Below are 18982 nucleotides of genomic sequence, written 5' to 3'. Positions count from 1 at the left end.
CCTGGATGTTCCGCCAGCGTCTCGCCGGGCACAGCGTCGCCAGCATCGCCCGGCACCTCAACGAACGCGGCATCCCATGCCCGTCCAGCGCCGACCCGGACCGCAACCGCCACCGCACCCGCGGCGCCTGGACACTGCGCACCGTCGCCGTGATCCTCGCAAACCCGCGCTACACCGGCCGCCAGACCTGGAACCGCCGCGCCACGGGCTCCGAAGCCCCAGCGTCAACACCGGCGCTGTCCGCGAAGGCTGCGCATCCGGCGCTCATCACGGAGCAGGACTTCGTCGCCGCGCAGCAGATCCGGGCCGCTCGCCCTGCTAGCGATGGTCGGCCTCGCCGGTTCGCGCTGGCCGGCTTGATCCACTGCGGTGTTTGCGACCGGCGGCTGGACTCGCACTGGAACCACGGGCGACCGACGTACCGCTGCCGTCACGGCCACACCGGCACTCAACGCGCGGACCAGCCTCAGCTGAAGACGCTCTACATCCGCGAGGACCACCTCGTCGACGAGATCCATATCCGGCTCGGCATTCAAGACGGTGACGTCCACGCCAGGTTGAAGTCTGCCCGGGCACTGAGCAGTCGCGTCGCGATAGCACTGCGCGATTCGGGACAGTACGTAGTCTGCGACAGCGACGGATGGCGACTGAAAGAGATCGACTCAAGCTGAACTACGATGGCCCGGCTTTAAGATCGCGTTACGCGATCCGTGGGGTAATACTGTGTCCGAGGGGGGAATTGAACCCCCATACGTGGGATATCTCCCGTGTTGGAGGAGATCATGAGATGATGGTAGCGCAGAGTCACGACTCTTGCACATGCCCCACCGGACGGGGGCCGTCTCACCGGTAGCGCCCTTATTCGCCGGGTGCCGCGGCGCCAGTTGGCTCGTTGGTCGCGGCGTTCGGGGATGTGGCGTCAGCGCAGGTAGGTGCGGATGGCGCGGCTGGAGTAGCCCTTGTCCGCCATGCCCTGACTCGGCCGCCTCGCCGGTCGCCTCGGGGCCGGGGCGGCGGAATTCGAATCCCGGCCATGACCGTGGCGAACTGGGTGGAGTCGTTGACGTTTCCTCCAGTCAGCGCTACCGACAGCGGCCGCCCCTGGCCGTCGGACGCCAGGTGGATCCTGGTAGTGAGTCCGCCGCGGGACCGGCTAAGGGGCACGATCACCTGGCTCACTCTGGGCGAGATTGTCATGATCCCCGTTCACCCCAAACGGCCAGCGCTGCCGCCGTGTCATCCAGACAGCCTTGACCGTAGATGTTGCGACCTCGCTGGCCGCGGGCGGCCAGCACTGCATGCAGGCGCTCGAACCGGTCGCGGACCGCACACGTGCTCAGCACCGACGGAGCACGGCCTTCCCCCTGCAACACCGAAACGCGTGCGCCGGCTTGGTCAGGATCGCGGGCCCGAGGTAGCGGGCGACGTTGTACAGCGACCGGCCTTCGCGGTAGCGGGCGAAGGTCGGCAGGCCGAGTTCGTCGAGCAGTGCCAGCAGCGCGGTCTGGCCGGGCGCCGCCCACTGCCCGCCCATTTCGAAGTCCGCATAGTGTGCCGCCCGGTCATTAACCGCCCGCTGACCCGGTCACGCCGGCTCCCACGACCACCACGTCGTGCAGGCCGCTCACGCTCCGATCCAGGACATCACGTGCTTGATGCGGGTGTAGTCCTCGAGCCCGTACATCGACAGGTCCTTACCGTAGCCGGAGTGCTTGAACCCGCCGTGGGGCATCTCCGACAGGTACGGGAGGTGGGTGTTGATCCACACCGCGCCGAAGTCCAGTTCCTTGGACAGGCGCATGGCGCGGCCGTGGTCGCGGGTCCACACGCTGGCGGCGAGGCCGTAGCGGCAGTCGTTGGCCAGCTGCAGAGCATGGCTCTCGTCGGTGAAGCGCTGGACGGTGATCACAGGGCCGAACACTTCATCCTGCACCAAGGCGTCGTCCTGGCGGAGATCGGCCAGCACCGTGGGTGCGTAGAAGTAGCCTCGCTCGCCGACGGTATGCCCGCCGGTCACCAGCCGGGCGTGGGCGGGCCGCTCGTCGACCATCCGCGCGACGCGGGCGAGGTGGTCGGCGTTGTTCAACGGGCCGTAGGCGGCGGTGTCGTCGTCGGGACCGCCGGTCACCGTCGCCCGCGCCTGGGCGGCCAGCGCGTGCAGGAACTCGTCGTGGATCCGCTCGCTCACCAGTACGCGGGTCGCCGCGGTGCAGTCCTGCCCGGCGTTGAAGAACCCCGCACCGGCGATTCCGGCGGCGGCCTGCTCGATGTCGACGTCGTCGAAGACGAGCACCGGGGCCTTGCCGCCCAGCTCCAGGTGGACGCGTTTGACGTCGGTGGCGGCCGATCCGGCCACTTCGATGCCGGCCCGCACGGATCCGGTGATCGCCACCATCTCGGGGCGCGGGTGCGCCACGAGGACGCGGCCGGTGTCCCGGTCGCCGCAGACGACGTTGAGGACGCCGGGCGGCAGGAACTCCTGGCACAGCTGCGCGAGCATGGTCGAGGTCGCCGGTGTGGTGTCGCTGGGCTTGAGGACGACCGTGTTGCCGGCCGCGAGCGCGGGCGCGATCTTCCAGACCATCATCGGCAGCGGGTAGTTCCACGGCGTCACCTGGCCGACGACGCCGATCGGTTCACGCCGGACGAACGAAGTGTGGCCGGCCAGGTACTCGCCGGCGGACTTCCCTTCGAGCAGGCGCGCGGCGCCGGCGAAAAAGCGGAAGTGGTCGATCGTCGGGGGCATTTCCTCCGACAGCGTCACGTGCCGCGGTTTGCCGGTGTCGCGGCATTCGGCGTCGACGAACTCCTTCGTCCGCGCGTCCAGGGCGTCGGCGATGCGCAGCAGGGCCTGTGCCCGCTCTTGCGGCGTGGTCCGGCCCCACTGCTCGAACGCGCGTCCGGCGGCCGCGTAGGCCCGGTCGAGGTCGGCCCGGCCGGACAGCGCGGCCTGGGCGTAGACCTCACCGGTGGCCGGCTCGACGACGTCGTAGGTCCGGCCGTCGGCGGCGTCGACGACCCGGCCGTCGATCACGTTGCGGAACAGCATGGTTCATCCTCCGGTCGGATCAGGTAAAGCTTGCGGAGCCGTTCGGTGATCCGCCACGTCGTACGGTCCCCGGCACAGAGCCGGACCACCGTCCCCGGCCGCAGGCGCAGGACACTGCTGTCGGCGAACTCGACCGTCCCGGTGCCGGACAACACGAGGAACACCTCGTCGGCTTCGGTGTCGGCATCGGTACCCGGCCCGGCTTCCCACAGCCCGATTTCGGTGTGCCCGAGTTTCGTGAGCCCGGCGGAAGCGGTCGCCAGCTCCGCGGACGCGCCGTCAGGTGCGAGTTCGACGGCACCCAGGTCGGCGCTGATCAGCCGGGCCGCCGCCAGCGCGGAGATCCCGCTTCTCAGTGGGGATTCCGTCATGCCGGCGGAAGTACGGTGAGCCGCTTGTCGGAGGACAGCCGGACCAGGACGGCGTCCGCGGGCACCGACTCCGCTGTGACCCGTTCGAACAGGACTGTCATCCAGATTCCTTTCGTTGCGAAGGTCAGCTGTCGAAGCCGAGGCCGAAGGTGTCCATCGCCCGCAACCACAGGTTCCGCTTGCCGGACTCGCGGTCGGCGCGGGCCATGGACCGCCGGGTCAGCTCGACCCCGAGCCAGCGCAGCGGTTCGGGCGGGAACGGCAGGGGTTTCGTGCGCACCATGGCCAGCTCGGTGCGCTCGGTGCGGACGCCGTCGAGGTGGTCGAGCATGACCTGAGCGGCGAACCGGGTGGCGGCGACGCCCAGGCCGGTGAAACCCAGCGCGTAGGCGACCCGGCCGCTCGACGCCGTGCCGTAGAACGCCGTGAACCGGCTGGAAGCGTCGATCACGCCGCCCCAGCTGTGGGTGAACCGGAGCCCGTCGAGCTGGGGGAACGTGTGGAAGAAGTTCTCGGCCAGCACCCGGAACGTGGCCGGCCGCTGGTCCAGTTCGGCGTACTGCTTTGCGCCGTAGTGGTAGACGGCGTCGTAGCCGCCCCACAGGATCCGGTTGTCCGACGTCAGCCGGTAGTAGTGGAACTGGTTGGCGCTGTCGGACATCCCGTACCGGTGTCGCCAGCCCACCGAATCCAGTTGCGCCGCGGTGAGCGGCTCGGTGACCAGGACGTAGTCGTAGACGGGGATGACGAACGGCCGGATCCGGCGTACCAGTGAAGGAAAGGCGTTGGTCGCCAGCGCCACCTTGCCGGCCACGACCCGGCCGTACCCGGTGGACACCACCATGCGGGACCCGCGCGTGCTCATGCCGGTCGCGACCGTGCGCTCGAAGAGGCGCACGCCGAGCCGGACACAAACCTCCCTCAGGCCCCAGGCCAGCCGGGCCGGGTTCACCAGCGCCGTACCGCGACGGTCCAGTACGCCCGCGAGGTAGGTCGGCGAGTTCACCTCGCTCCGCAGCTCATCGGTGCCCAGGAACTCGTACTTCGTCCCGACGCTGTTCGCGCGCCGGGTTCCCTCCCGCAACTCGGCGACCTCGTGCGGGCGGGTCGCGACGGCGATCCCGCCGACGCGCTCCCAGTCGCATTCGACCCCGTACCGCCGCAGGGTGTCTTCGATGGCGTCGAGATTTTCCATGCCGAGCCGCTGCAGCTGGGCCAGTTCGTCGGGCCACCGCGAGAATCCGTTGCCGAAGCCGTGGGTCAGGCTCGCCTCGCAGAACCCGCCGTTGCGCCCCGACGCCGCCCAGCCGACTTCCCGGCCTTCAAGCAGCACGACGTCGAGTTCGGGACGGCGTTCCTTGGCCAGCAGCGCCGTCCACAGCCCGCAGAACCCGCCCCCGACGACCACCAGGTCGCACGTCTCCTCCCCCGCCAGCGCCGGGAACGGCGCCGGCCGGGCCGGGTCGTCGAGCCAGAACGGCACCGGCTCCGCGTCGACCAGCGAGCGCACAGGATCAGCAGTGGGAACACTCATAACGGCGAAAGCCTGTCGGGGTAGGTTGCAGCCGGAAGAAGGTGGAGGTCCGAACCGATGCCGCCGTTGTGGATCTTTCCGTCCTCGATTTCCAGGAACTTTCCGGTCGAGCGTGACCGGGTGAGGTCGAGGAGGATCACCGACGCGCACGGGACCTTCCGTTCGCGGAAGGCGAAGACGTAGAGGTTCTCGGCGAAACGCCAGTAAGTGGCCTCGTCACAGTCCGCCTTGCCCGGCTCGTCGCCCCGGATGCACTGCCAGGCGCAGAGCCGCGAGTTGAGGTAGACGTGTTCGTAGACCAGTTCCGGGCTGTAGACGGTCACGAGACGCCGGCCCAGCAGGTCGCGGGTCTCCGCGGGTGACTGCTCGACGTCGACGCCCGCGAGCGTGCCGGCCGCGAAGGTCTGGGTGACCCGGGGCTTCCCGGGAACCGCGTGGTCGTTCACTGTGGTCAGCACCGACATCGCCCGCCCGGACGTCCGGTCGACGATCAGGGTCAACGCCTCGCGCTCGCTGTGGCTGCGCCGCCAGACGTCGATGAAGAAGATGTCCGGCGCGACCTCGACGGCGCCGTAGGGGTCGGCTCCGCTTCTGCCGTCGTGGTGGCTCCAGCCCGCGATTCCGTCCGCGAACCCCAGCGTGACGATCTCGCCATCGAGTTCGAGGGACATCGCCCAGCCTTCGAGAGCGGATGTCTGCGGCAACATCGGCGTCACCCCGCGAATTCCGGTCCACAGTGGACGACTTCGCCGTCGACCACGGTCAGGACCACCGGGTTGTGGACGAGATCGTCGGGCGCGACCTCCACTGGATCCTCGGCAAGGACCGTGATGTCGGCCAGGTTGCCCGGCTTCAGGGCACCCAGTCGGTCCGCGTCCCCCGTCGCGAGGGCCGGCTGGACCGTGTATCCACGCAGCGCGGTGAGAGCGTCGATGCCCTGATCGTCGTAGGAAGCGCGGTCGGTGTGGCCGGGTGGGCGGCGCAGCTGGGCGGCGGCCATTCCTTCCCGCCAGTCGTAGCCGGCGACCGGCCAGTCGGAACCGAGTGTGACGACGGCGCCGCTTTCACCGAGCGCCCGGATCGGGAAGGCGCGGTCACACCGCTGCGGCCCGAGCCGCCGGGACCAGTTGTCCGAGCGGTCCGGCGCCAGCCCCATCATGTGCTGGGCCTGCATCGAGGCGACGACCTGTTCGGCGGCGAAGCGCGGGAGGTCTTCGGGGCGCAGCGTCTCGATGTGTTCGATGCGGTGGCGGACACCGGGGGCGGCTCCGGCTGCCCGGTAGGCGTTGAGTGCCTCGTGGACCGCGCGGTCGCCGGTGGCGTGGGTGGCGATCTGGAACCCGCGTGCGGCGAAGAACTCGACCGCGCGGAAGTACCGGCCGATGTCGGACCAGAACGGGTGCAGTCCCCCGCCTTCGCTGTCGGGTTCGAACAGCCAGCCGGTGCCGGAGTCGATGACGCCGTCGATGAAGAGTTTGACGACCCCGGTGCGCCAGCGTTCGCCGGCTTCCCCGCGATGCTGTGCGTAGGACTCCCACACCTCCTGGGACATCTCGGGTTGCACCCAGTAGGGCATGACCAGCCGCATGCTCAGGTCGCCGCTGGCCTCGAGTTCGCGCAGGAGGTCGAGGGTCGCCACGCGCCCGTCCATGCCGTGGGCGCCCGTGATGCCCGCCGCCGCGAACCGCTTCAGCTGCTCGGCGCACAGCCGGTAGCGTTCCGCCGCACTGAGCGGCGGGATCGCGTCGCGCACCAGCCGGATCGCCCCCATTTCGCGCAGCTCGCCCGTCGGCGTGCCGGTGTGGTCGACGACGATTTCGGCGTGCTCGCCGAACCGCCGGGCGCCGTCGACCCCGGCCAGCTCCAGGGCCCGCGGTGTCGCGAGCTCGGTGTGGAAGTCGACGAAGGTCAGCAGGGCCGGGCCACCACCGGCGGCTCCGGCGATCAGTTCGCCGCTGATGCCGGTGTGCGCGAAGACGTCGTAGTCCAGGCCGTAGCCGAGGACCCACTGGTCCGGCTCGCACTGCGCGTGTTCCGCGGCCACCAGCCGGCGGACCTCGTCGAGCGTGCGGGCCTGCGTCAGGTCGGCGCCGCGGGCCTTGAGCGCGCCCTGGAAAGGGTGGAGGTGGCTGTCGACGATGCCGGGCACGGCCGTGGCGCCGCGGAGATCGAGGACCTGCGTGGTGCCGTCGGCCTCAGCGCGGACATCGGAGTCGTCGCCGACCACGACGATCCGCCCGTCGGCGACGCCGAGGGCGCTCGCCCACGGCCGGGCGGGGTCGAGGGTGCGCACGCGCCCGTTGACCAGTGCAAGGTCGAGCCGGCGGCTCATGCTGATGCTCCTTCGGTAGTGACGCGCCCGGCGCGCGTCGGCTTCCAGCCCGGCCGCGGGACGCTGGCCCGCAGGAGCTGGGTGTAGGGCTGCCGGGGGTGGGTGAGCACGTCGGCGGTCCGGCCGCGTTCGACGACCCGCCCGCGGTGCATGACGATCGTTTCGTCGGTGATCTGCCGGACGACGCCGAGGTCGTGGCTGATCAGCAGATAGGACACCCCGGTTCGCTCGCGGATGTCGGCGAGCAGGTTCAGCACCTGGGCCTGGATGGACACGTCCAGGGCGGCCACGGACTCGTCGAGGATGACGACCTCCGGCTCGGCGGCCAGCGCACGGGCGATCGCGACGCGCTGCCGCTGGCCACCCGAGAGGGCGTTCGGGTGGGCGCGCAGCTGGCGGGCGTCGAGCCCGACCAGGTCGCCGAGTTCCGCGATGCGGGCCCGGCGCTGCTCTTTGCCCGTCGACCGCCCGTGCAGGCGCAGCACTTCGTCGAGTGCCTGCTCGGCGCTGTGGCGGGGATCCAGCGACGAGTAGGGGTCCTGGAAGACGATCTGGACCTCCCGCCCGCGTTGCCGGCGTTCCTTGGCCGAGCGGGCCGGCTTGCTGCGGTCCCGGCCGCACGCGGTGATCGTGCCCGCGGTCGGGGCGCACAGGCCGACGATCATGTTGGCCACCGTGCTCTTGCCCGAGCCCGACTCGCCGACGATCGCCAGCGAACCACCGCGGGGCACCTTGAAGTCGACGCCGTCCACGGCGACGACGTCGCCGAACTCCCGGCGCAGGCCGGCGACCTGCAGTACCGCCTCAGCCATGGAAGGCCACCTCCTCCTTCAGCCGGCCACGCAGTTCCCCGGCGCGGAGGCAGCGGACCAGGCCGCCGTCGACGTCTTCGAGCGGCGGGCGCGCGGCTCGGCACGCATCGACGACGTAGGAGCAGCGGGGCGCGAACGCGCAGCCGTCGGGTGCTTCGAACGCGCTCAGCGGCCGTCCGGGGATCGCGGCCAGCCGGGGCACGGTCTCATCGATCACGGGCCGGGCCGACACGAGCGAGGCGGAGTACGGGTGCAGCGGATCGTCGTGGAGTTTGGCGCTTTCGCGGGTTTCGAGGATCTGCCCGGCGTACATCACCGCGGTCCGGTCGCAGACCGCGCCGGCGAGGTCGAGGTCGTGGGTGATGAACAGCAACGCCAACCCGCGCTCGCGACGCAGCTCGTCGAGGATCGCCATCACTTCGGCCTGGGTCGTGACGTCCAGCGCGGTGGTGGGTTCGTCCGCGAACACCAGGCGCGGCTCGGTGAGCAGCATCGCGGCGATCATCACGCGCTGCAGCAGGCCGCCGGAGAGCTCGTGGGGGTACTGGTCGAGGCGGCGCTCCCCGTCCGGGATGCCGACGTCGGCCAGCGCGGTGATGGCCCGCCGGGCCGCCGAGTGCTTGTCGACGCCGCCCAGTGTCCGCAGCGCTTCGGTCAGGAAGTCTCCGATGCGGCGCACCGGGTTGATGTGCGCCCGGGGGTCCTGGAAGATCATCGCGACGTCGCCGCGGAAGCTGCGCAGCCGGCTGCCCGTCAGGCTCGACACGTCGGTCCCGTCGAACCGGACCGCCCCGTCGGTAGTCGAGCCCGGCGGCAGGAGCCGGGCCATGGCGCGGGCGGTCATCGACTTGCCCGATCCCGATTCGCCGACGAGGCCCACGGCCTCGCCCGCGCCGATCGAGAGGGACACGCCGTGCAGTACCCGGCGCAGCTCGCCGTCCACCGGCACGTCGACGGCCAGGTCCTCGACTTCCAGTACGGGTGTGGTCATCGTTCCTCGCTGTTCTGTGCCAGGTGCTCGCCCAGGAGGTTGACCGCCACGACGACCACGACGATGCCGAGACCGGCCGTCAGCGATTCGGCCGGGTAGCCCTGCAGGACGCCGGGCTGGCCGGTGGAGACCATCACGCCCCAGTCGGCGGTCGGCGGCTGCACCCCGAGGCCGAGGAACGAGATGGCGGCGAAGTCGACCATCGCGTAGCCGAACAGCAGCGTGCCTTGGGCGACCATCATCGGCAGCACGTTCGGCAGCAGGTGGCGCACGCAGATCGCGACCGCGGACAGGCCCTGCACCTCACAGGCGGAGATGTAGGCCCGGGCCTTCTCCCGCAACGCCGCGGCGCGAAGGACGCGAGTGATGTAGGGGGTGTAGGCGATGGCCAGGACGACCGTCGGGGCCGTCAGGCCGGGCCCGAAGACCGCGGCCGCGAGCAGCGCCAGCAGGATTCCGGGGAAGGCGAACAGGATGTCGGTCACCGTCGAGATGGCCGAGTCGATCCAGCGGCCCGCCCACGCCGACACGACGGCGAGGGTCGAACCGGCCAGCATCGCGATGACGACGACCAGGAACGGCCCGGCCATCGCCGTCCGGGCCCCGGTGAATAGGCGGCTCAGCAGATCCCGGCCCTGGCTGTCGAAGCCTAGCGGGTGCCCGGAGACCGGGCCGACGAAGGCGTAGTTCAGGTCGGCGGCGTCCGGGTCGCCCGGCGCCAGCAGCGGCCCGAAGATCGCCAGGAGCACCGCGAGACCGACGACGACGGCACACGCGGTGAACACGGCCTTCCTGCCCGCGATGCGCCGCCGCCGGGTGCGGGCGCGGTCGAGGAGCGCGGTGGAAACGGTCATGAGGCGCGGCTCCCTGCTTTCACCCGCGGGTCGAGCACGGCGTACAGCACGTCCACCAGCGCGTTGGCCACCACGAACGCGGTGACGAAGACCAGCGCGACCCCCTGCACGACGGCGAAGTCGCGGGACAGGGACGCTTTCACCAGCGTCGCGCCGAGGCCGTTCAGGCCGAACGCCTGCTCCACCACCGCCGACATGCCGAACAGCGAAGCGATCGTGATCCCGACGACGGTGGCCACCGGGATGGCGGCGTTGCGCAGGACGTGCCGGCGCACGAGGGTGGGATACGGAATACCGCGGCTGACGGCGGTCTGCACGTGCTCGCGCCCCAGCTCGGTCCGGACCGCCACGCGGGTGATGCGGGTGACGATGGCCATCGCCGAGAGCGCCATGGCGAACGCGGGCAACGTGAGGTGCTCGATGCTGCCGGCGAAGCCGCTGCCCGCGCCCACGGCGGGCAGCCAGCCGAGGCTCACGGAGAACACCGACAGCAGGACGATGGCCGCCACGAACGACGGCACCGCCGCGAAAACCGTGGTGACCAGGACGATCGAGGAGTCGAGCGGACCACGCTTGAGACCCGCCAGGACACCCGCGCCGACCCCGAAGAGCACCACCAGCAGACCGGCGTAGACCACGAGCTCGATCGTCACCCCGGCCCGTGAGGCGATCACCGAGCTCACGTCCTCGCGGTAGGTGATCGAGGTCCCGAGGTTGCCGTGCAGCACGACGTCGCTCAGCCAGCGGAAGTAACGGGTCAGGAACGGGTCATCGAGGTGGTATTGCGCGCGCAGCGCGGCGACCGCCTCCGGCGGCAGCGTCCGTGCTCCCGACAGCGCCGAAACCGGATCGCCCGGCGCCAGGTAAAGGGAACCGAAGATCACGAAACTCGAGACCAGCAGCGTCCCGAGGAGCATCATCAGCCGCCGCACGGCGAACCGCGCCGCCCCCATGGCCTTGGCGGGCCGGTCGGTGGCCGGCCGCACACTCATGCTGGTCACGACGGAACACCTCGCGGACGCCGCTGCGCCACACCGAACCACGGATCGGCGCTCTCCAGCGCGGCGCCGGCCCGGAACACCGTCTCGTCGTCGTAGGGCCGTCCAACGAGCTGTACGCCCGTGGGCACGCCGTTGCCGGCGAACCCCGAGGGCACCGCGAGGACCGGGCACCGGCCGAGGATGTTGAAGGGGACGGTCAGGATCGCGTCGATGGGATCGTCGAACACCTCGCCGCCGACCTCGATCGTGACGTCACCCGCGTAGTCCTCGTCGGCCGGCAGGCCGCGGGTGGCGACGGTCGGGCAGAGCAGCACGTCGAAGGCCCGCAGCACCTCGGCCACCGACGCATGGAGCGCGGCTTCCAGCTGGTACCCCTCCACGACGGTGCCACCCTGGCTCCGCCTCCGGGTCCGATCCACCACGGCGCTCAGGTACGGCGAGACGTCGTCAGGGTGTGCGCGGACGAGGTCTTCGAGGAAGCCGATCGTCAGTCCGTAGTGGATCGCCGAGGCCCGGTTCACCTGCTCGCGGGACAGCGACAGCGCGACCTCCTCGACCACCGCACCGGCCGAGCGCAGCACGTCGGCGACGCCCAGGGTGTTCTTCCGGATCTCAGGATCGACGGCCCAGCCGCCGAAGTCCACCGACACCGCGACCCGCAGTCCCGCGACCGGTTCCGGACGCTGCGGCAGCACGAGTTTCGGGCTCAGCGAAGTGATGTCCGAGAGATCCGGTCCCGCGATGACGTTCTGCAGGAGAACGGCGTCCTCGACCGTGCGGGCCATCGGCCCGTTGTGCAGGTAGGTGTCGTAGTTGAAGGGCGGATCGACGGGCACCCGGCCGTAGGGCGGCTTGTAGCCGACGACGCCGTTGAACGACGCGGGAATGCGGATCGAGCCGGCGATGTCCGAACCGCTGGCCAGTGTCGTGGTCCCCGCGGCGAGCGCCGCGGCCGATCCGCCGGAGGAACCACCGACGGCGAAGCGCGGATTCCACGGGTTGCGCGTCACGCCCCACAGCTTCGACCGGGTGACCCCGGCGGCCGAGAATTCCGGCGTGGTGCTGCGGGCGTGGACGATCGCACCGGCGTCGAGCATCCGCTGGGCGAAGCACGACGTGTGGTCGGCGATCTCGTCCCGGAACAGGAGTGAACCCTGCGTGCACGGCTGTCCCGAGATCGCTTCTTCCTCCTTGATCGCCAGCGGGATCCCTTCCAGCAGCCGCGGAGCGGGGCCTCGCCCGGCATAGCGTTCCTCCGCTTCACGAGCCTGCAGCAAGGCTTCCTCGAACCGCCGGTGGCACAGGGCGTTGACGGTCGGCTCGACCTGCTCGGCGCGTTCGATGACCGCGGTGAGCAGTTCCACCGGGGAGAGTTCGCGGGACCGGAACCGGCGCAGCGCTTCGGTCGCCGAAAGGTAGTGCAGATCGCTCATTTCGCCGCCCCGATGTTGATCGCCCACGGACCGCTCATGAACATGTCCGACGTCGGCGCCCCGGTGAGTTTCTTCGACAGGTACAGCACCGAATTGGGGTGGGTGATCGGGATCCACGGCAGCTGGTCGGTGATCAGCTTGTCGGCTTCGGCCGTGGTCTGCGCCCGGGTGGTGTCGTCGGCGGTCTCCCGCGCCGCGCTCAGCAGCTGCGTCACCTTGGCGTCCTGCCAGCCGGAGTAGTTCTGCGAGCCGTCCGGGAGTGTGTAGGTCGCCAGGTAGGGGCCCGGGTCGGCGTAGCTGGGGCCGTTGAGGGTGCTCATCATGTCGATCCCCTCCCGCGCCTTCGGATCGGTGAACAAGGTGCCGAAGACGTCCGGGGAGAAGGTCTTCATCTGCACGTCGAGGCCCAGTGCCTTGGCCGCGTCCGACACGACTGTGGCGAACGTGTTCAGGCTGTTCAGGGCCGGCACGGCCGCCAGCACCACGGTCTTCCCCTGCGCTCCGGCCTGCTGGACAAGCTGTTTGGCCTGGTCGAGATCGCGGCCGAGCACCGGCGCCACGGCCGAGGTCGACGCGAACACCGGCTTGGCGTAGGCCCAGGTGCCGGGATTGGTGGAGGTGCGGGGCAGCGAGACCTGGCCGTGGTACACGGAATTGCTGTAGGCCTGGCGGTCGATGGCGAGAGACAGCGCCCGGCGCACCCGGACATCGCCCAGCGGCCCCTGCAGATTGGTCACGACGAGCGCGTCGGTCGTCAAGGACGGGCCGGGCACCACGTTCACCGAGCCGCCCTGCTTCAGCTGCTGGTAGGCCGGAAGGGTCGGGTTGTAGTACCCCTGGATGTCGCCGGTGGTCAGCGCGGCGACCGCGGCGGCGGGCTCCACGGCCTTGAAGGTGATCTGCGCGGCTTTGGCGTGCTCACCGGTGTTCCAGTGCGACGGGTTGCGCTCGATGACGACATCGCCACCGCCGTTCCAGGACTTCACCTTGAACGGACCCGTGCACATCGCGCCGCCGGAGGGCGTGCCGTAATTGTCGCCCGCACGCTCGGCATAGGCCTTCTCGATGATCGATCCGGCCATGGTGGACAGCTGGCCGCGCAGCCAGTAGTCCGGCTGCGCCAGGTGGATCGTGACCTCCGAGGCGCCGGTGGCCTCGATCGACTTGACCCGGTCGAAGACGGACGAGTAGAAGCCGCCTGCCTTCGGGTCACGGGCGCGCTCGAGGCTGAAGACGACATCGGCCGGGGTGAGCGGCGTCCCGTCCCAGAAGCGCACGTCGGACCGGAGGGTGAGGACGAGAGTGGTCGGGTTGGCGTAGTCGGCGGACTTGGCCAGTCCGGGAGCGATGGTGAGATCCGGTTGCTCGCGCAGCAGGCTTTCGCACAGCGAGTCGACGACGGCGTTCTCGGGCATGTCGAACGCCTTGATCGGATCCAGGGAGTTCGTCGCACGGTACAGGGCCCAGGTGATCGGTCCGGTGTCACCGGCCGGGTCGGGCGTGGTCGCCGACAGCGTTTCCGCCTGGTTGGCGGCCTGGGTGGGTGCCGGGGCTCCGCAGCCTGCCGATACCAGTGCCAGCAGCGCCGCGGCGCTCAGCACCATTCTCTTGTCTCGCACAGACTCGCTCCCTTCTGAGCGTCCTGCTAGGTAACGGACTTTCCCCCGGCCATGCGCTCGACGGCGTCCAGCACCATCTCGATCGCCATCTCGAAAATCGTTTCGTCGTCGGGAAGCAGCCGCGGGGCCGCGGCGACGACGTTCGGGAACCGGTCCGGGTGCAGCGCGCCCAGCGCACGCCGCTCCGCGTCCCGGTCGAGGGTCCGCCCCTCCTGTTCCGCGCACCGCACGAGCGAGGCGTACAGGCCGAACCCGACGACGTAGTTCTCGGTGATCTGGTAGACCGCCGCCGCTTGCTCCAGCGTCAGGCCGACCTCCTGCAACGTCTCCAGCGCCCGCTCCATCTGCGCGGCGAGGGTCTCGGAAGTGCTCGGCCGCAGCGCGATCAGCTGCGCCAGGTCCGGGTGCACGTCGAACCGGCCCATCGCGTGCCGCAACTGGCTCTTGAGCGTCTCCCGCCAGTTTGCGCCCGGTACGGGTTCCGCTCGCCGTTCCAGCAGCCGGTCGGCGACCTGGTCCAGCAGTTCCTCCTTGTCCCGGAAGTGGCGGTAGACCGCGGTGTGGTTCATCCCGAGCTCGGTGCCCAGCCGGCGCATCGTCAGTCCCGCCGTGCCCTCGGTCGCCGCGATCCGCTCCGCGACGTCGAGGATCCGGTCGCGGTCCAGCCGGCCTGTTCCGCGCGCACCCTGTCCTGCCGCCCCCTGTGCTGTGGTCATAATCAGCAACGTAAGTGGTGTCACCTGCGGTGTCAACACTGTTCTCACGAGGCATCCGCGTGATTACAGATCCAGGACGAGCCGGCCAGCGGCGGCACGGCTGACGCAGATCATCATGGTTTCGCCCGTGGCTCGTTCGGCGTCGGTGAGGATGCTGTCGCGGTGGTCGACGTCGCCCTCGATGACCCGCGTCTCGCAGGTCCCGCACACCCCTTCCCGGCACGACGACGGCGGACCTGCGCCGGCGGCCTCGACCGCGTCGAGGATCGACTGGCCGTCGGCCACCTGGAGAGTCAGCCCCGCACGCTTGAGCCGCACGTCGAAGCCGGAGCCGGAGCGCGCCGCTTCGGCCGGAACCTGCGGGACGAACCGTTCGACGAACAGGCGCCGGATACACCGCTCGGAGACCGCGTCGAGCAGTGCGGGCGGCCCGCAGCAGTACACCACCGCATCCTCGGGCGCGCGGTCCAGAACGGCGTCGAGATCGAACCGCTCGAGCGTCGACGACACCCGGTGCCCGTAACGGGCCAGCTCCTCGGTGAATGCGCGCCGGCGTCCCGCGTAGTGCAGCCGCCAATCCGCGTCCGAGCTGGCCACCTGACGCACCATCGGCAGGATCGGCGTGATGCCGATTCCGCCCGCGATGAACACGTACGCCGGCGCGTCCACCAGAGGGAAGTGGTTGCGTGGGCCGCGAACCGTGAGCAATGCACCGGGGCGCAGCCGATCGTGCACCCAGGCGGACCCGGCCTTCTCTCGCAATACCGCCACACGCCAGGTGGGCGATTCCGGTTCACCGCAGAGGGAATACTGGCGAACGCGGTCCTCCGGCAGCACCAGGTCGATGTGCGCGCCGGGCTCCCAGGTGGGCAGCGGCTCGCCATCCGCGGCCGCCAGTTCCAGGGAGATGACGTCGTCGGCCTCCCAGCGGAGGGCGCGCACCCGGATCCGGTGTTCCATCACGGGGCCTCGACGTAGCTACCGCCGTGAACGCGCACCAGGGCGGCGTCCTCGTCGAACGCCACGCCGGGCGGATCCTGCCCGTCCGCGACCGCGGCGGCCACCCGCGCCATCATCCGGCGCAGCATGGTGACGCCTTGGTCGGTCGTCGTCAGGTGGTCGTCCGTGTGCAGGCTCATCGGGCCCTGGCTCCGCTGGGCCTCGTAGTCCCCCGGCATGCGCTGGTGTTCTTCGGGGGTGAGTTCGGCCCAGCGCTTGCCCTCGAACTCGGTGCGCATCGCGGCGAGCCGGTCCGGGTCGGCCGACTTGAACAGCGTGAAGATCTTGAACTTCTCGTCGTCGGCGGGCACCACCAGCCGAGGACGTTGCACGCGCCGAGGCTGAGCCGGGGGTCCGGAACGACCCGCAGGTTCGGGAACACGGCTTCGGTGACCCGGCGCAGCGTGCGGCCGTCGGGCAGCTCGCGCGTCGACTCCGCCCGGACCCCGTAGTCGCGGTAGGAGAACGCGACTTCGGGCATGATCGCCATCTCGGGCACGAACTGGTTGCCGCTGAACCGCGCGTGCAGAATGGGAACGTGAAAGGGGTCCATCACGTTTTCCCAGTGGGACAGCCAATTGAAGTCCAGCTCCGCGGGACCACCGCCGGAAAACCCGGAGTCGTCGGCGTGCACGGCCTCGCCCGGCCCGACCTCTTCGAGCACGTCGTAACGCGGTAGCACCGGCTTGCGCTCCGGCGGTCCCAGGTACGCCCACACGAGCCCGTAGCGCTCAGCGACCGGATACCACGGCTGGCGCACGCGATCACGGTGCAGCCCCAGCTGGGGTTCGCACGGCTGTTCCAGGCACCGGCCCTCGACGTCGAAAACCCAGCCGTGGTAACAGCAGCGGATGCCGTCGTTCTCGACACCGCCGTAGAACAGCGACGCACCGCGGTGACAGCACCGCGGGTACAACAGGCCCGGGCGGCCGGAGCCGTCGCGGAACAGCACCAGGTCCTCGCCGAGCACCCGGACGAGCTGCGGTCGTTGCGTGACACCGGTCGTCAGGGCAACCGGCTGCCAGTACCGCCGCAGCACTTCCCCCATCGGCGTTTTCGGACCGACGCGGGCGATCTGTTCCAGCGGCTTGCCGGGGACGAATCCGTAAGCAGTGCCGGTGTCGACCGCGATCTGCTGATCTTGAGACATGCTGTCGTTCCCGTTCATCGTCGAATGAGTGGAGGTCGCAGGGATCTCGGGTCACCGGGCCAGCGGTATCCGATCCAGGTCGGCACCCACGATCAGCCTGCCGTCGAAGTACTCGGCCGCCGCGTGCCACCGGGGCCGGTCGGGCTCGCCGGGCACGAGGTGGTTCAGCACCAGCGTGGCGACTCCGGCCTTCTGGGCGATGCGGCCGACGTCGGGAATCGAGGTGTGCGCGCTGGTGTGGTGCGCGATCGTGGCCCGCGCCTGGGGTGTGTCGCCGCCGCCGAGCACCTGCCGCACCCACAGCTCGTCGATGACCTCGTGGACCAGCACGTCGGCGCCGGTCGCGAGGGTGACGATGTTGTCGCAGACGCCGGTGTCACCGGAGAAGACGACCGATCCGCCGGCGGTGTCGAAGCGGAACGCGTACGCCGGGGCCATCGGTGCGTGCCGCACCAGGATCGCCGACACCTCGACCCGTTCGTCGTGGTAGACGCGGAACGGGTCCATCGGCGGCGCGGGCGCGGTCTCCGGATCGAACGGCACCCCGGCGGGAAGCGCAATGTCGTGTGCCGCCAGCAGCAGGTCGGGATGGCCGCAGCCGTTGTCCCGCATCCGGTCGTTGATGTCCGTGGCGAACGCCTGGTACAGGTGGCGCACCGTCGCGGCGAACCCGGGCACCGGATCGTCCGGGCACACGACGTCCTGCCCGTCGAGGCCGGCGGACGGCGGCGCCACCGCACCCCGGGACCCGGGCCCGTACAGCCGCACCGGCCCGGAAGCCGCACCGAGGTCTTCGACCAGGCCGTACAGCACCAGGTTCGCCAGGTCGGCGACGTGATCGGAATGCAGGTGCGTGACGAAACCCGCCCGCAGACGCCCCAGCTCCAGCCCCGCGAGCGTCAGCTGGCGGCACGCGCCATACCCGAAATCCACCAGGTACAGCGCATCGCCGACGACCACCGCCGAAGCGATCCCGGCCCGGCTCGCCTGCAGGCGGGGACCTCCCGCGGTGCCGAGCAGGACGATCTCGGTCTGCCTCATCGCAAGCGGCCCTTCGCGGTGTCGGCGCCGACCGTGCCCGGGACGTGAGCGCGGTCGCGCATTCTGGCGGCGAGCTCACCGGGATCCACCTGATCGAGCCCGCAGTGCGGATCGACGCACACGACGAGCCCGTCGTCCGAGCTGTCGTCGTCGACCCCGTCGTGGATCAACCCCCAGGGCCGGTCACCGGCATACGCGGCCACCGCGCGCGCCTTGCCGAACTGCACGGGCAGGAATCGCCACGGTTCGTCCGGCAGATCAAGTGCTTCCCGCAAAGCCGTGTGGGCATTGTGCCCCCACGCGCTCACCCAGACGATCTCGAACTCGCCGGCGAGCCGTCGGACGGTCGCCGACGCGGAGACCGGAACCCGGATGGTCCGGCTCCACCGGCCCCACGCACTGACCCGGTGCTCGGTCGCAGGCGCGGTGACCGGCTCGGCCAGCGCCAGGACGCCGTCGACGTCCAGCCCCAGCACCGGGCGTTCTTCCACACCTGTTCCCGTCCCGTTCATGGAGACAGTGAAACAGCGCGAACCAGTGGTGTCAACACTGTTCCCAGTTCTTGACCAGCGGGTTCGGGTTCGGGCCCCTGATGGCTCTGGCGTCCGCACCTTTCGAGCAGCCGGAATATCGAGGATGCCGTCGGCGCGTGGAGTAGGACATCTCGACAAAGGCGTCGCAGTCGGCGCAGGGGTTCCGGCAAAGTGGTGCGACCGGCTGGTCGGCAGAGCGGCGCCTACTTTGCCGGGCCTGGTTGGCACGGGTGGATTCAGCGGCGCCGGACCAGCGCGTCCAGTGCCGCAACACCCCGGCCGCGCGCGCCGACCAGCAGCGGGTTCACCTCCGCCTCGACCACGTCCGGCTCACGGACCGCCAGCTCGGACATCGCGACGATCGCCTGCGCCAAGGCCTCGACGTCACCCTCCGGGGCGCCGCGATACCCGAACACCGGGGTGAGGCCCTTCACCTCGCGGATCATCTCGTGTGCCGTCTCCGCGGTGACCGGCGCGATCCGGACCGCGCTGTCGGCGAACAGCTCGGCCATGATCCCGCCGGTGGACAGCACCACCAGCGGCCCGA

At 70.2% G+C, this 18982-nt stretch carries 20 protein-coding genes and 1 pseudogene; 1 reads left to right on the top strand and 20 read right to left on the bottom strand.

What is annotated here, in order from left to right; genetic code table 11:
* The coding region (locus ACWEVN_RS35610) for a recombinase family protein (RefSeq protein ID WP_452054201.1) at positions 1 to 671 on the top strand (671 nt) is incomplete at its 5' end.
* A 251-nt stretch (positions 672 to 922) separates the two neighbouring features.
* Here the strand turns inward: ACWEVN_RS35610 and ACWEVN_RS35605 are convergent.
* From ACWEVN_RS35605 to ACWEVN_RS35510, 20 genes and pseudogenes are all read right to left on the bottom strand, one after another.
* Positions 923 to 1158 (bottom strand): annotated as a pseudogene (locus tag ACWEVN_RS35605) (transposase); the annotation flags it as partial.
* Positions 1159 to 1336: 178 nt separating this feature from the next.
* Positions 1337 to 1534: a hypothetical protein gene (locus ACWEVN_RS35600; protein WP_452054200.1), complete on the bottom strand. Its 198-nt coding sequence runs from the start codon at positions 1532 to 1534 to the stop codon at positions 1337 to 1339.
* Between the two features lie 90 nt (positions 1535 to 1624).
* Positions 1625 to 3049 (bottom strand): gamma-aminobutyraldehyde dehydrogenase, encoded by a 1425-nt coding sequence (locus ACWEVN_RS35595; RefSeq protein WP_452054199.1) that lies wholly within the window; start codon positions 3047 to 3049, stop codon positions 1625 to 1627.
* On the bottom strand, positions 3031 to 3420 hold the full coding sequence (locus tag ACWEVN_RS35590; RefSeq protein ID WP_452054198.1) for a cupin domain-containing protein: 390 nt from the start codon (positions 3418 to 3420) through the stop codon (positions 3031 to 3033). Before ACWEVN_RS35590 ends, ACWEVN_RS35595 begins: the two co-directional genes overlap by 19 nt.
* Before the next feature lie 124 nt (positions 3421 to 3544).
* Positions 3545 to 4930, bottom strand: a complete 1386-nt coding sequence (locus ACWEVN_RS35585) for an NAD(P)/FAD-dependent oxidoreductase (RefSeq protein WP_452054197.1) — start codon at positions 4928 to 4930, stop codon at positions 3545 to 3547.
* A 20-nt stretch (positions 4931 to 4950) separates the two neighbouring features.
* Positions 4951 to 5661: a MoaF C-terminal domain-containing protein gene (locus tag ACWEVN_RS35580; RefSeq protein WP_452054196.1), complete on the bottom strand. Its 711-nt coding sequence runs from the start codon at positions 5659 to 5661 to the stop codon at positions 4951 to 4953.
* Positions 5662 to 5666: 5 nt separating this feature from the next.
* Positions 5667 to 7286 (bottom strand): amidohydrolase, encoded by a 1620-nt coding sequence (locus ACWEVN_RS35575; RefSeq protein WP_452054195.1) that lies wholly within the window; start codon positions 7284 to 7286, stop codon positions 5667 to 5669.
* Positions 7283 to 8098: an ABC transporter ATP-binding protein gene (locus ACWEVN_RS35570; protein WP_449683815.1), complete on the bottom strand. Its 816-nt coding sequence runs from the start codon at positions 8096 to 8098 to the stop codon at positions 7283 to 7285. Before ACWEVN_RS35570 ends, ACWEVN_RS35575 begins: the two co-directional genes overlap by 4 nt.
* Positions 8091 to 9089: an ABC transporter ATP-binding protein gene (locus tag ACWEVN_RS35565; protein WP_452054194.1), complete on the bottom strand. Its 999-nt coding sequence runs from the start codon at positions 9087 to 9089 to the stop codon at positions 8091 to 8093. Before ACWEVN_RS35565 ends, ACWEVN_RS35570 begins: the two co-directional genes overlap by 8 nt.
* Positions 9086 to 9943 carry an ABC transporter permease gene (locus ACWEVN_RS35560; protein WP_449683813.1) on the bottom strand — a complete coding sequence of 286 codons (858 nt, stop codon included), beginning with the start codon at positions 9941 to 9943 and terminating at the stop codon, positions 9086 to 9088. The genes ACWEVN_RS35565 and ACWEVN_RS35560 overlap by 4 nt, the downstream gene beginning before the upstream one ends.
* On the bottom strand, positions 9940 to 10935 hold the full coding sequence (locus ACWEVN_RS35555; protein ID WP_452054202.1) for an ABC transporter permease: 996 nt from the start codon (positions 10933 to 10935) through the stop codon (positions 9940 to 9942). Before ACWEVN_RS35555 ends, ACWEVN_RS35560 begins: the two co-directional genes overlap by 4 nt.
* Before the next feature lie 5 nt (positions 10936 to 10940).
* Entirely contained in the window at positions 10941 to 12377 is a 1437-nt protein-coding gene (locus ACWEVN_RS35550) for an amidase (RefSeq protein ID WP_452054193.1), read from the bottom strand.
* Positions 12374 to 13996: an ABC transporter substrate-binding protein gene (locus tag ACWEVN_RS35545; RefSeq protein ID WP_449683811.1), complete on the bottom strand. Its 1623-nt coding sequence runs from the start codon at positions 13994 to 13996 to the stop codon at positions 12374 to 12376. The genes ACWEVN_RS35550 and ACWEVN_RS35545 overlap by 4 nt, the downstream gene beginning before the upstream one ends.
* A 26-nt stretch (positions 13997 to 14022) precedes the next feature.
* Positions 14023 to 14712 (bottom strand): TetR/AcrR family transcriptional regulator, encoded by a 690-nt coding sequence (locus ACWEVN_RS35540; protein WP_449683810.1) that lies wholly within the window; start codon positions 14710 to 14712, stop codon positions 14023 to 14025.
* Between the two features lie 63 nt (positions 14713 to 14775).
* Positions 14776 to 15672: a PDR/VanB family oxidoreductase gene (locus ACWEVN_RS35535; RefSeq protein ID WP_452054192.1), complete on the bottom strand. Its 897-nt coding sequence runs from the start codon at positions 15670 to 15672 to the stop codon at positions 14776 to 14778.
* Entirely contained in the window at positions 15672 to 15851 is a 180-nt protein-coding gene (locus tag ACWEVN_RS35530) for a hypothetical protein (RefSeq protein WP_452054191.1), read from the bottom strand. Before ACWEVN_RS35530 ends, ACWEVN_RS35535 begins: the two co-directional genes overlap by 1 nt.
* Positions 15848 to 16861 (bottom strand): Rieske 2Fe-2S domain-containing protein, encoded by a 1014-nt coding sequence (locus tag ACWEVN_RS35525; protein WP_452054190.1) that lies wholly within the window; start codon positions 16859 to 16861, stop codon positions 15848 to 15850. Before ACWEVN_RS35525 ends, ACWEVN_RS35530 begins: the two co-directional genes overlap by 4 nt.
* A 51-nt stretch (positions 16862 to 16912) precedes the next feature.
* Complete coding sequence (locus ACWEVN_RS35520; RefSeq protein WP_452054189.1) at positions 16913 to 17902, bottom strand: MBL fold metallo-hydrolase; 990 nt, start codon at positions 17900 to 17902, stop codon at positions 16913 to 16915.
* The gene (locus ACWEVN_RS35515; RefSeq protein WP_452054188.1) at positions 17899 to 18414 is read right to left on the bottom strand and encodes a hypothetical protein; all 516 of its coding nucleotides are present in this window, start codon (positions 18412 to 18414) and stop codon (positions 17899 to 17901) included. The genes ACWEVN_RS35520 and ACWEVN_RS35515 overlap by 4 nt, the downstream gene beginning before the upstream one ends.
* 257 nt (positions 18415 to 18671) lie before the next feature.
* Positions 18672 to 18982: acetate--CoA ligase family protein (locus ACWEVN_RS35510; RefSeq protein ID WP_452054187.1), on the bottom strand; the 311-nt coding region annotated here is incomplete at its 5' end.

Source organism: Amycolatopsis sp. NPDC003861 (assembly GCF_053605405.1).
This window is presented reverse-complemented; position numbering and strand designations above follow the sequence as displayed.

What these genes read in the sequence shown, in the direction of transcription:
- ACWEVN_RS35600 (WP_452054200.1), bottom strand. Translation starts at nt 1,534, where the DNA reads ATGGGCGGGCAGTGGGCGGCGCCCGGCCAGACCGCGCTGCTGGCACTG.
- ACWEVN_RS35595 (WP_452054199.1), bottom strand. Translation starts at nt 3,049, where the DNA reads ATGCTGTTCCGCAACGTGATCGACGGCCGGGTCGTCGACGCCGCCGAC.
- ACWEVN_RS35590 (WP_452054198.1), bottom strand. Translation starts at nt 3,420, where the DNA reads ATGACGGAATCCCCACTGAGAAGCGGGATCTCCGCGCTGGCGGCGGCC.
- ACWEVN_RS35580 (WP_452054196.1), bottom strand. Translation starts at nt 5,661, where the DNA reads ATGTTGCCGCAGACATCCGCTCTCGAAGGCTGGGCGATGTCCCTCGAA.
- ACWEVN_RS35575 (WP_452054195.1), bottom strand. Translation starts at nt 7,286, where the DNA reads ATGAGCCGCCGGCTCGACCTTGCACTGGTCAACGGGCGCGTGCGCACC.
- ACWEVN_RS35570 (WP_449683815.1), bottom strand. Translation starts at nt 8,098, where the DNA reads ATGGCTGAGGCGGTACTGCAGGTCGCCGGCCTGCGCCGGGAGTTCGGC.
- ACWEVN_RS35565 (WP_452054194.1), bottom strand. Translation starts at nt 9,089, where the DNA reads ATGACCACACCCGTACTGGAAGTCGAGGACCTGGCCGTCGACGTGCCG.
- ACWEVN_RS35560 (WP_449683813.1), bottom strand. Translation starts at nt 9,943, where the DNA reads ATGACCGTTTCCACCGCGCTCCTCGACCGCGCCCGCACCCGGCGGCGG.
- ACWEVN_RS35555 (WP_452054202.1), bottom strand. Translation starts at nt 10,935, where the DNA reads ATGAGTGTGCGGCCGGCCACCGACCGGCCCGCCAAGGCCATGGGGGCG.
- ACWEVN_RS35550 (WP_452054193.1), bottom strand. Translation starts at nt 12,377, where the DNA reads ATGAGCGATCTGCACTACCTTTCGGCGACCGAAGCGCTGCGCCGGTTC.
- ACWEVN_RS35540 (WP_449683810.1), bottom strand. Translation starts at nt 14,712, where the DNA reads ATGACCACAGCACAGGGGGCGGCAGGACAGGGTGCGCGCGGAACAGGC.
- ACWEVN_RS35535 (WP_452054192.1), bottom strand. Translation starts at nt 15,672, where the DNA reads ATGGAACACCGGATCCGGGTGCGCGCCCTCCGCTGGGAGGCCGACGAC.
- ACWEVN_RS35530 (WP_452054191.1), bottom strand. Translation starts at nt 15,851, where the DNA reads ATGAGCCTGCACACGGACGACCACCTGACGACGACCGACCAAGGCGTC.
- ACWEVN_RS35525 (WP_452054190.1), bottom strand. Translation starts at nt 16,861, where the DNA reads ATGTCTCAAGATCAGCAGATCGCGGTCGACACCGGCACTGCTTACGGA.
- ACWEVN_RS35520 (WP_452054189.1), bottom strand. Translation starts at nt 17,902, where the DNA reads ATGAGGCAGACCGAGATCGTCCTGCTCGGCACCGCGGGAGGTCCCCGC.
- ACWEVN_RS35515 (WP_452054188.1), bottom strand. Translation starts at nt 18,414, where the DNA reads ATGAACGGGACGGGAACAGGTGTGGAAGAACGCCCGGTGCTGGGGCTG.